Below are 11859 nucleotides of genomic sequence, written 5' to 3' on the forward strand. Positions count from 1 at the left end.
CTACCGGTTTATCTAAATCTGTAACAACCAGACCGTTAAAAGCAGGCTAGATGTTACAGATCGAGATACTTACGAACCGCGCCGTCCCTTTGTCTCAATCTGTAACATCTGGGACTGATTTTGCCGAGTTACTGTTACAGATTGAGATTATTCCCTTGAGGGGATTCGAATGTCTCGATCTGTAACAGATGGACCGCAAAATGGGCTTTAGCTGTTACAGATCGAGATGTTTGGGAATCCGGCAGAGCCATCGCGGCAAAACCACCACAAAGGTGCCTGTCCCCATTGTGGTGGTTTAGGGCTCCCAGGGGCACGGGGCTTCGATGTGGATGTGCTCGCCGGTTACGGGATGCGTGAAGGACACGCTGTGGGCGTGGAGCATCAGGCCGCAGGGATGTGGCGTGCCGTAAAGGTCGTCGCCTACCAGGGGATGACGCTCGCTCGCCAGATGCACGCGAATCTGATGCTTGCGGCCGGTGAGTAACTCGACATCGATATACGAGCGCGTGGGCAGACCACGACGGCTCTTAAGACGCTTGAGCACCTTCACGCGCGTTTGAGACGGCTTGCCGCTGGCGCCGACGCGCATCTTTCGGCTGTCGTGCCGGTCGCGGGCGATGGGCTTGTCGATGAGCTTCTCGTTCCAGTCGATCTTGCCCTCGGCCAGCGCCAGATAGTGCTTTTCGAAGGCGTGGTCGATGATCATCTGGTCAAAGGCGGGCTGCGTCTGCTTGTCGAGCGAGAACAGCACCACGCCGGTGGTGTCGCGGTCCAGGCGGTTGAGCGGCTGCATGTCGGTCGCGGCAAAGCCGTCGCCCATCGCCAGCAGCAGGTCGCTGGCGTAGTCGGTGAGCGTGCGCTCGCCGGTGCCGTCACCGTGGACGATCATGCCGGCGGGCTTGTCGATGGCCATGAGCCAGGCGTCGCAGTAGAGGACTTGAGGTTCTTCGTTCACGTGTAAGCCTTTCGGTTAGCTAATTCCCACAAACATGCAGCCCGAGGTCGCCCCGCGTAGGCGGGCGGCGGGCTTGCGACTGGCATACGCTGCTTCGACGGCACGACGGACGCGGGCGACGGCACGGCCCACCTCATCCGTCTCGAGCAGCGTTCCGTCCACCATGAGACGACGCACGCCGGCATCGAGCAGCTGAGGGACCTGCGGCGTGAGGTCGATGGGGTAGGCGTCGTACAAGCGAGAGCGGCCGTGGATGTCGGTGCGCACCGGCATGACCTTTCCGTCGATATTCTTGAGCGAGAGCTTGCGGGCACGCAGGCGGCAATTGGCGCAATCGTGGATGCAGCCGTTGGCAACCTGCAGAATGCAATGCTCGCTTGTCATGACGCGCGGGCGGCCAAAGACGGTGATGCCCAGAGCCGCGGGCGCGGTGGCGCCGAGCGAGACAATCTCGTCGAGCGTGATCTCGGGCGAGAGCCAAAACGCACCGGCTCCGCGCTCGGCAAGCGCCTCCATGCAGGGCGTGTTGTGCACGGGCAGACAAGAGCGGACCTCCGCCGTGGCGCCGGCCTGCGAAGCTACGGCGAGCTCGGAGATATTGCCGACGGCGACGGTGGCTCCGGCATTGATCCAGGGATCGACGCGCTCGTGGTCAACGGCACGGCAGATCTCATCGAGCACGGGTACGATGCCCTGCTCAAACGTATCGGCGGGGGAGAGCTTGGCCGCATCGAGCGCGTCGGTGGTCATGTAGATGCGCGTTGCACCCTCCGCCCGCGCTGCCTCGGCGGCCTCGAGCGAGGTGACGGTGGCGCAGATCTGCGGCTCGTCGCGGTAGTGCTCGGGCGCGGGGCGGGAATCACTGGTGACAATCGCCGGCAGCTCGAGCGTTTTTGCGCGCTCCGCGTACGGCGCCAGAATGGCCTCTTCCAGCGCCTTGCAAGCGGCGGCGCGCACCTTATGTACGGCGGAGAAACCCATGCCACAGCCCTCATCGAGCGCCACCTCAAAGCTCGCAGCCTCAAAGGGAGAGGAACCCATGCGGCCGACGTGCTCAACCAGATCGGACGCCTCGACCGCACGGGTCTTGGCGGCTTCGACGGTGAAGCCCGTGGCGGTGGCGGTGAGCGCGGGGTCGTCACAGCAGGTGAGTGTGACAGTAAACGGCTTGCCCAGGCGCGCCACGACGGACACATCAACAGCGCGGCGGCGCAGCACATCGCGCTTGAGCGCGGCGCCGGCGGCGTCGATGGCACGCTGGCTGCGAATCACGCGGACGCGGCAGCCCTCGGGCATGCTACGGGGCACGCGACACTCGATAACATCGCCGGCAGCGGCATCATCGGCGGCAATGGTGGTCAGGAACTGGTCAAACTCGTTATCGTGGCGAAGCTCCAGCAGGTCGCCCTTGCCCACGGGCTCAAACAGCTCAATGCGGGCGATGGCGGCGCGGCGACGGCGGTCGTCGGGCTTGAGGCCGCGCACATCGCGGTTGGCCGGGCGGCTGCCCAGCACCGTGCCCACGATCTGTCCGCGGTTGTTGGAACGCTCATAGCTCATCATCTCGTCGCCCGAGGTGCCGTCCTGATAGGCGTGCGTAAAGTCGCGGTTAAAGCAGCGCTTGAGCTGGCGCTGGCGGGCGGCATCCTCATCCTTAGAGGTCGAAACATCGGCCAGCATATCGTCAATCTGATGACGATACACGTCGACGATGGAATACACGTAATCGGGAGCCTTCATGCGGCCCTCGAGCTTGAGCGATGCGGCGCCGGCGTCATACAGACGGCGAACAAGCTGCGAAGTGTTGGTGTCGCGCGGGCACAGCGCGCGCTCGCGACCGGCAGGGGAGAGCGCGCGGCCGTTCTCGTCGATCAGCTCGTAGGGCAGGCGGCAGGGCTGGGCGCACATGCCGCGGTTGGCCGAGCGGCCCGCCATGGCAAAGCTCGAAAGCAGGCACAGGCCCGAGTAGCAAAAGCAGATGGCACCGTGGCTAAAGACCTCGAGGTCGACATCGGGCGCGGCGTCGTGGATGGTGGCGATCTCGTCAATGGAGAGCTCGCGCGAGAGGGTCACGCGGTCGGCACCCTGCTCGCGGCACCAGATGGTTCCGCGGTCGTCATGGATGTTCGCCTGGGTCGAGATGTGTGTCTCGATGCCGGACATCGTGCGCTTGACCTCAAAGAACAGGCCCCAGTCTTGGATGATAAAGGCGTCGGCGCCCAGCGTGGAGCAGCGATGGATGAGTTGCAGCGCATCGCTCATCTCAGACTGCTTGATGACGATGTTGACCGTGACGTAGACGCGCGACCCGGCTAGATGCGCGGCGCGGCAGGCTTGCTCAAAGGCCTCGTCGGTAAAGTTGGTGGCCTTGCGGCGGGCGTTGAAGCTGCCCATGCCGCAGTAGATGGCGTCTGCCCCGGCAGCGAGTGCGGCGGCGAAGGGCTCGGGCCCTCCGGCGGGCGCCAAAAGCTCGGGTCTGCGGTTGGTGGTTCGACTGGCGGTTGCGGTCATATCCTGCCTTTCAAAATGCTCAGATACTTAAAAGTATAGTGGTGCCGTCGCGGCAGGCGATGCCCGTGCTCTAAGCGGGATAAAGTCTTCAGCAGCTTGGACTGGCTGCTTCACATGAGAACCGTTCAGCGGTCTGGGGAAACCGTTGGGCGATAAAATATTCTCGAAAGCTGATAATTATCTTGCATCGGGCAAACTCATCCCCTACTATCCCAATCAAGCGCGGTGTTCAGACCGAACTGTGCCTCCCGGTGTGAACGCCGCGCTCCCGTTCCCTTTTACTTGTAAGGAGAAAAACATGAGCAAGACCGTCGTGTCTTCCGATAACGCACCCGCGGCCATCGGCCCGTATTCCCCTGGTATCCAGACCGGCAACATGGTGTTCCTGTCCGGCCAGCTGGGCATCGATCCCGCAACTGGCAAGATGCCCGAGGGCGTCGCGGCCCAGGCCAAGCAGTCCCTTGCTAACGTCGAGGCCCTGCTGACCGCTGCCGGCGCCACCTTTGCCGATGTCGTCAAGACCACAGTCTACCTGGCTGACATTGCCGACTTCGCTGCCGTAAACGAGATCTACGCCTCCAAGTTCGAGGCCCCGTTCCCCGCGCGCAGCGCCTTCCAGGTTGCTGCCCTTCCGGCTGGCGGTCTGGTCGAGATCGAGGTCGTCGCCGCCCTCTAAGGCGTTGGCAACAACTAAACATGACATGCAAAAAGACCCTGCAGCGCGTGCGAGCTGCAGGGTCTTTTGTCAAGTGACGGATCGCTTATGGAGCCGCGCTCCATTTTGCTTGTTAGCCTTCCTTGCGAACTTTTTGTAGGTAGCGGTAGACGCTGGGCTCCGAGATGCCGAGTGCGGTCGCGGCGCAGGCAACAGCGCCCTTGAGCATAAAAACGCCGTTGCCGTTAAGGTGGCGAATAACGTCCACACGATCGGCCTGCCCGAGCGAGGCGACATCCTGCCCGCGGCTTTCGAGCAGCTCGGAAATACTGCGGTCGATGAGCTCCTGTGTAGACTCCGAAAGACTTTCAACCTCGATAGACGCGGGCTCCGCCTGCCTTGGCACAGCGTCGAAGCATGCCATGAGCTGCTGCGCCATGGCGTTGATGGAGCGCACGGTCGAGAGGTCGGTGTTGACGCAGAGCATACCGACGATCTCGTTATCCTCGCGGATAAAGTACGTCGCGGACTCCAGTGTCTTGCCACCGGCACCGCGCCCCTCGTAGCCCGTAATAAACGGCAGGTCGCGATACTTGGGGTCGTGCATGATCTTGAGCGCCAGATCGGTGGCGGGACCGCCGACCTTACGGCCGCTTACGATGCCGTTGCGAATATCGACGATGGCATGGTCGGGATCCGAGAAATCGTGCAGCACGATTTCGCTGTTTTTGCCGAGTGTCTGCTCAAGGAAATCGACCATCGGCAAAAAGCGACGTACGGTCTCGTTCACGGGCAACTCCTTGGGATGAAATCGGAAATGTTCATAACAATTTTTTCTCATGGTAACACGGTGTCTATTGACTCGCATATTCGCAGGTACATTGCGTAATACGGACGAGCGGTAGGAATTTGGCGGTAAACGGTCGACCAAAAGAAAAGTTAGATGTTATTTTGACAAGACACTTTCCTGACCTGCGGAAATGCATAATCCCAGCTCAAGAACAGTCTGATAACAAAAAATTATTATTGAGAATGAGAAAAATCTTTAATACGATATGCAACGAAGGCACAACCTCACCCCCGCACTGCGTCACAATAGAGCGTTAGATGCGAAAACAACTACTTCGAGGATTGGTGGTCAAATGGCCCAGGAGACGGTTACGAACGGCACTGAAGCCCTGTTCACTCGCGAAGGCATGCCGCCCGTTAAGGAAATGATCCCGTGTGCCCTTCAGCACGTACTGGCATCGTTTGCCGGCATCATTACCCCGGCGGTCATCATGGCCGGCGTCTACGGCTTTAATAGCCAGCAGAGCACCGACATCATTCAGGTTGCGCTCATTCTTTCGGCGATCGACACGGCCCTTCAGGCCTTCGCTCCCTTCCGCCGCATCGGCGGCGGCCTGCCCATCGTCATGGGCGTCTCGTTCGCGTTCCTGCCGGCCCTGCAGGCCATGGGTGCCTCGGGCTTTAGCTTTGGTGCGCTGCTGGGCGGCGAGATTGTCGGCGGTGCCGTCGCGGTCCTCTTTGGTCTGGCCTACAGCAAGATTAAGTGGCTGTTCCCGCCCGTCGTGACCGGTACGGTCATCTTCTCCATTGGCGTCTCTCTCTATCCCACGGCCGTCAAGTACATGGCCGGCGGTATGGGTACGCCGCTGTGGGGCACTCCGCAGGCCTGGTGCGTCGCTCTTATCACCTTCGCCGTGGTCTTTGCGCTCGCCAACTTTGGCAAGGGCACGCTCAAGCTGGGATCCGTGTTCTTTGGCATGATCGTTGGCATGATCGTTTCGATCCCCTTTGGCATGATCGACTTCTCCAGCGTCGCCACCGCTCAGGTCTTCGCCCTTCCCAAGCTCATGCCCTACGCGCTCGAGTTTGACCCCGAGGTCTGCATCACCCTCGCCGTCGTGTTCCCCATGGTTGCCATCCAGGTTATCGGCGACGTCTCCGCCGCCTGCCTGGGCTCCATCGACCGTATGCCCACCGAGCGCGAGCTCTCCGGCGCTATCGTGTCCCAGGGCCTCACCTCTATGGTCGGCGGCCTGCTGGGCGGTCTTCCCACCAGCGCCCTTGGCCAGAACGTGGGCATCATCTGCTCCAACAAGGTCGTCAACAAGTGGGTCTTTGTGATCATTGCGGCCGTCTTTGCCATCGCCGGTCTGTTCCCGCAGCTCTCTGCCGTCCTTTCCGCTATCCCGCAGCCCGTCATCGGCGGTGCTACCGTGGGCGTGTTTGGCACCATCACCATGAACGGCGTGCGCATGTTCACCCGCGAGGGCCTCACGCAGCGCACTACCACCATCGTCGGTACCTCCGTCGTCTTTGGCCTGGGTATCTGGATGGCCAGCGGTTGCCTTGCCGGTGAGGGTATGCCCGCCTGGGTGTCCACCGTCATCGGCTCCAATGCCGTAACCCCCACCGCCATCATGGCCATCGTCCTTAACCTGATTCTTCCGCAGACGCCGGTCGTGGCTCAGCACATCGATGCTGCCAAGGACGCTGCCGTGGATCTGGTCTTGCCCGAGAGCAAGAAGTAGCCAATTCGGTGCTATTCGTCGGCGGGCGCATCGCCTCGTCCGCCGACGTCATGCGGCGCCAAGCCGCACTTCAAAGGGTTTGTCCCTTTGGTGAAGCGTTGACGGGAGAGGGCCCGTTTCCGGTGTAGGCCGGCGCTTCGCACTCCGCCATGTCAGAGGTGTCAAACCCCGCCCCTGATGTTGAAGGGAGCATTCATGCTTCTGGTCGCTAACGGTTCCGTCTTTACTCGCAACGCTCAGACCCCGTTCATTCCCAACGGTGCGGTCGCCATTGACGGAGATACGATCGTCGAAGTGGGCCCCGAGTGCGAGCTCAAGGCCAAGTACCCGGATGCCGAGTACGTCGACGCCCAGGGCAACCTCATCATGCCCGGACTCATCAATTGCCACACCCACATCTACTCGGGTCTGGCCCGCGGCCTTGCCATTAAGGGCTGCAACCCCACCAACTTCCTGGAGAATCTTGAGCAGCAGTGGTGGAAGATCGACGACAACCTGACGCTCGACGGCACCAAGGCCAGCGCCTATGCCACGATTCTTGACTCCATCCGCGATGGCGTCACCACGATCTTCGATCACCATGCGAGCTTCTGCGAGATCCCGGGAAGCCTCTTTACCATTAAGGATGCAGCTCAGGAGCTGGGCATGCGTTCGTGCCTGTGCTACGAGGTCTCCGATCGCCGCGGCCAGGAAAAATGCGACCAGGCCATTGCCGAGAACGCCGAATTTGCCCAGTGGGCCGCCAAGGAGCGTCGCGATAACGACAACCACATGATCGCCGCCATGTTTGGCGGACATGCCACCTTTACGCTTTCGGACGAGACCATGGACAAGATGGCCGAGGCCAACAACGGTCTGACCGGCTTCCACATCCACGTGTGCGAGGGCATGAACGACGTGTGGGATTCCCGCCTCAACCGCGGCGGCATCAGCCCCGTCGAGCGCCTGCTGCAGCACAACCTGCTGGGTCCCGACACCATGCTGGGCCACTGCATCCACGTGACGCCTGCCGAGATGGATATCGTCAAGGAGTCCGGCACCTGGCTCGTCAACAACCCCGAATCCAATATGGGCAACGCCGTGGGCTGCGCCCCCGTGCTCGAGTTCTTCCGCCGCGGCATCCCCGTGTGCATGGGCACCGACGCCTACACCCACGATATGCTCGAGAGTCTCAAGGTCTTCCTGATCATTCAGCGCCACAACGCCGCTATGCCCAACGTGGGCTGGTGCGAGGCCATGACCATGCTGTTCGAGAACAACGCCAAGATGGCCAGCAAGTACTTCGATCGCAAGCTCGGTGTACTCGAGGCCGGCGCTGCCGCCGACGTCATCGTCATGGACTACAAGCCCTTTACGCCGCTGAGCGAGGAGAACATCGACGGCCACATGCTCTTTGGCATGATGGGCAAAAACTGCCGCACCACCATCATCAACGGCCGCGTCCTGTACAAGGATCGCGAGTTCGTTGGCATTGATGAGGACAAGATCAACGCGTGGACCATGGCTGAGTCCAAGAAGCTCTGGAGCACGCTCAACGATCGCGCCTACTAATTACAAGTAGATTCGCGCGCGTCGGATGTTTCGCCGCATCCGACGCGCGTATAGGCGACCTCCGCGGGGTCGCCGGCGCTGTGCTAGCGCTACACCGTATTTGCGCCCGCCGCGCGGTCTCGCCGGGCGTTACAGAGAGGAGCTCACTATGAGCGACATCATGAGGCCGATCCCGTTTTCGCAGCTGATGAACTGGATCATCGAGGAGCACAAGACCCAGGACGCCATCTTTGGCGTGCGCAAGATGGTCACGACCAACCAGGAGGGCGCGCTTCCCATTTTTGACGAGCGCATCGAGACCCCGTTTGGCCCGGCCGCCGGTCCCAACACGCAGCTTGCCCAGAACATCGTGGCATCCTACGTGGCAGGCTCCCGCTTCTTTGAGCTCAAGACCGTTCAGGTTATGGACGGCGAGGAGCTCTCCAAGTGTGTCAACAAGCCCTGCATCGTGGCACAGGACGAGTGCTACAACTGCGAGTGGTCGACCGAGCTCGAGGTTCCGCAGGCCTTTGCCGAGTACGTGAAGGCATGGTTCGCCTGCCACCTGATCGCTCGCGAGTACGGTCTGGGTAGCCCGGACGGCTTTGTCTTTAACATGTCCGTGGGCTATGACCTCGAGGGCATTAAGAGCCCCAAGGTCGATGCCTACATCGAGGGCATGAAGGACGCCAGCGGCTCCGACGTTTGGAACGAGTGCCGCACATGGGCGCTCGCCAACCTGGACAAGTTTGAGCATGTCGATGCCGCATTTGTCGAGTCCATCCCGGCGCGCGTCTCCAACTCCATCACCGAGTCCACGCTGCATGGCTGCCCGCCGGCGGAGATTGAGCGCATCGCGGCTTACCTCATCACCGAGAAGGGCCTCAACACCTACATCAAGTGCAACCCCACGCTGCTGGGCTATGAGTTTGCACGTCAGCGCCTCAACGAGCTGGGCTTTGACTACATCGTCTTCGACGATACGCACTTCCGCGAGGATCTGCAGTGGGTCGACGCCGTGCCCATGTTCGAGCGCCTGATCGCCCTGTGCGCCGAGCGCGGTCTTGAGTTTGGTGTCAAGCTGACCAACACCTTCCCCGTCGACGTGACGAGAAACGAGCTGCCCTCCACCGAGATGTACATGTCGGGCCGTTCGCTGTTCTCGCTGACCATCGAGGCTGCCCGCCGCATTACCGAGCAGTTCGATGGCAAGCTGCGCATCAGCTACTCCGGTGGTGCCACGGTCTACAACATCCGTGCCCTGTATGACGCCGGCATTTGGCCCGTCACCCTGGCGACCGACGTACTCAAGCCCGGTGGCTACGAGCGCTTTAGCCAGATGGCCGGCGAGTTTGCCAACCTGGATGGCAAGCCGTTCACGGGCGTCTCTCTCGAGGCCGTGACCGCGATCCAGACCGACTCGCTCACCAACCCGCTCTACAAGAAGCCGCTGCGCCCGCTGCCCGACCGCAAGGTCGCCGGCAAGAGCCCGCTTTCCGACTGCTTTACCACGCCTTGCCGTACGAGCTGCCCCATCCAGCAGGATATTCCCGCCTACCTGGCGGCTGTTGACGAGGGACGCTACGAGGACGCACTCAACATCATCATCGAGCGCAACGCCCTGCCGTTCATTACTGGCACCATCTGCCCACATCCCTGCGGCCGTGCCTGCGAGCGTGCATTCTACGAGCCCGAGGGCGCTCAGATTCGCGCTAGCAAGCTCAAGGCCGCCCGCGAGGCAATGACCGCCGTGCTGCCCAAGCTGCGCGCCCAGGCCATCGCCAACGACGGCGAGCACAATGTTGCCGTTATCGGCGGCGGCCCTGCCGGTCTGGCGACGGCGTTCTTCCTGACGCGCGCCGGCGTGCCCGTCACCATCTTCGAGGCCCGCGACTCGCTCGGCGGCGTGGTCCGTCACGTGATCCCCGAGTTCCGTATCGCCAGCGACGATATCTCCCACGATGCCGAGCTCTGCCTGGCCTTTGGCGCCAAGGTTCAGCTCAACGCCCGCGTGGAGTCCATTGACGAGCTCAAGGCCCAGGGCTTTACCGACGTGGTCGTGGCCACCGGTGCCTGGATGCCCGGCTCTGCGGGCCTGGGCGAGGGCGCCGAGCTCGATGTGCTGGAGTTCCTCGAGGCAGCCAAGAAGGGCGAGAAGCTCGAGCTGGGCGAGGACGTCGTGGTCATTGGCGCCGGCAACACCGCCATGGACGCCGCCCGCGTGGCCAAGCGCCTGGCCGGCGTGAAGAGCGTGCGCCTGGTGTATCGCCGCACCAAGAAGCAGATGCCCGCCGACGAGGAAGAGCTCGATCTTGCCCTTGCCGACGGCGTTGAGTTCTGCGAGCTGCTGGCGCCCAAGGCACTTAACGGCGCCGTGCTGACCTGCGACGTTATGGAGCTTGGCGAGCCGGATGCAAGCGGCCGTCGCAGCCCCGTCGCCACGGGCGAGACTGTTGAGCTTCCCGCCACCACGGTGATCTGCGCCGTGGGCGAGGGCATCGATGCCAGCCTGTACGATGCCGCGGGCGTCGAACACGACCGTCGCGGCCGTCTTGCCGCCACCTCCACCGGTGTTGAGGGCGTCTGGGCTGCGGGCGACTGTCGCCGCGGTCCCGCCACCGTGGTCGAGGCTATCGCCGACGCCGCCGAGGTCGCCCATGCCATTGCCGGCGTGGACTTTAACAAGTACGTCGACTGCAACGAGCAGGCCGGCCGCGAGGACACCTGCTACGAGCGCAAGGGGTCGCTATGCCGTGACAAGCGCAACTGCACCAAGACCCGCTGCCTGGGCTGCGGCTCGGTGTGCGAGGTCTGCTGCGATGTGTGCCCCAACCGCGCCAACGTGGCAATTAAGGTGCCGGGCCTGGCCAAGCATCAGGTCGTCCACATCGACGGCATGTGCAACGAGTGCGGCAACTGCGCCGTGTTCTGCCCCTACCAGGAGGGTCGTCCCTACAAGGACAAGCTCACCCTGTTCTGGAGCGATCAGGACATGGAGAACTCCGAGAACGAGGGCTTCCTGGCCGTGGACGAGGACCACTTTAAGGTCCGCGTCGCCGGCACGGTCCGCACCGTCTCGGTCGATGCCGTCAACACCGGTCTGCCCGAGGCCGTCCGCCTGACCATCAGGGCTGTGCGCGACAACTATCCGTACCTCCTTAAGAAATAGGCGAGTCTCTTATGGCCAAATCCATTCAACATAACGTGGCCTACGTTGCCTGCGGAAGCGGTTGCGCCTCCGCAGGCGGCGACGCCCGCTGCAGCGAAGGCTGCATTGGCTGTGGCGCCTGCGTCACGGCCTGCCCCTACGGTGCCATTGCGCTGGTCGATGGCATCGCCCGCGTGGACCGCTCAAAGTGCACGGGCTGTGGCCTGTGCGGCATGGCGTGCCCGCAGCGCGTGATTGCCTTTGTTCCCGGCTACCAGAACATTCTGGTGCGCTGCAACAACACCGACAAGGGCGCCATCGCCCGCAAGATCTGCGACACGAGCTGCATCGGTTGCGGCATGTGCGCCAAAAAATGCCCTGCCGGCGCTATCCGCATCGAGGACAACTGTGCCCACATCGACGGTGCGGACTGCCTGTCGTGCGGCATGTGCGCCGTCGTTTGCCCGCATGGCGCCATCCACGACCGCACCGGCATCGCCGCCGGCGTGTAGAAGGGAATCAC

General features: G+C 62.3%; 8 protein-coding genes. 5 read left to right on the forward strand and 3 right to left on the reverse strand.

Annotated features, from left to right (window positions below; all coding sequences use genetic code 11):
- Positions 1–295 precede the first annotated feature (295 nt).
- Both DXD39_RS01880 and DXD39_RS01885 read right to left on the reverse strand, forming a co-directional pair.
- Positions 296–955: an RluA family pseudouridine synthase gene (locus DXD39_RS01880; RefSeq protein WP_233541076.1), complete on the reverse strand. Its 660-nt coding sequence runs from the start codon at positions 953–955 to the stop codon at positions 296–298.
- A 15-nt stretch (positions 956–970) separates the two neighbouring features.
- Positions 971–3466: a U32 family peptidase gene (locus DXD39_RS01885; RefSeq protein ID WP_117802955.1), complete on the reverse strand. Its 2496-nt coding sequence runs from the start codon at positions 3464–3466 to the stop codon at positions 971–973.
- A 298-nt stretch (positions 3467–3764) separates the two neighbouring features.
- On the opposite strand from DXD39_RS01885, the gene DXD39_RS01890 reads away from it, so the two are divergent.
- Positions 3765–4142 carry a RidA family protein gene (locus DXD39_RS01890; RefSeq protein ID WP_117802956.1) on the forward strand — a complete coding sequence of 126 codons (378 nt, stop codon included), beginning with the start codon at positions 3765–3767 and terminating at the stop codon, positions 4140–4142.
- A 112-nt stretch (positions 4143–4254) separates the two neighbouring features.
- Here the strand turns inward: DXD39_RS01890 and DXD39_RS01895 are convergent, their stop codons facing one another.
- Positions 4255–4911 carry a transcriptional regulator gene (locus DXD39_RS01895; protein ID WP_233541077.1) on the reverse strand — a complete coding sequence of 219 codons (657 nt, stop codon included), beginning with the start codon at positions 4909–4911 and terminating at the stop codon, positions 4255–4257.
- Between the two features lie 352 nt (positions 4912–5263).
- Here DXD39_RS01895 and DXD39_RS01900 point away from each other — a divergent pair, with 352 nt between their 5' ends.
- The 4 genes from DXD39_RS01900 (at position 5264) to DXD39_RS01915 (ending at position 11848) form a co-directional block, all read left to right on the forward strand.
- Positions 5264–6658: a uracil-xanthine permease family protein gene (locus tag DXD39_RS01900; RefSeq protein WP_055252519.1), complete on the forward strand. Its 1395-nt coding sequence runs from the start codon at positions 5264–5266 to the stop codon at positions 6656–6658.
- Between the two features lie 195 nt (positions 6659–6853).
- Positions 6854–8209, forward strand: a complete 1356-nt coding sequence (gene ssnA / locus DXD39_RS01905; RefSeq protein WP_117802957.1) for a putative aminohydrolase SsnA — start codon at positions 6854–6856, stop codon at positions 8207–8209.
- Positions 8210–8357: 148 nt separating this feature from the next.
- On the forward strand, positions 8358–11357 hold the full coding sequence (gene ygfK, locus DXD39_RS01910) for a putative selenate reductase subunit YgfK (protein WP_117802958.1): 3000 nt from the start codon (positions 8358–8360) through the stop codon (positions 11355–11357).
- An 11-nt stretch (positions 11358–11368) separates the two neighbouring features.
- A complete protein-coding gene (locus tag DXD39_RS01915) occupies positions 11369–11848 on the forward strand; it encodes a 4Fe-4S binding protein (RefSeq protein WP_117802959.1) in 480 nt (159 codons plus the stop codon).
- Positions 11849–11859: the final 11 nt, after the last annotated feature.

The sequence above is a fragment of the Collinsella sp. TM04-29 genome (genome assembly GCF_003466565.1).
Taxonomy (GTDB): Bacteria; Actinomycetota; Coriobacteriia; order Coriobacteriales; family Coriobacteriaceae; genus Collinsella.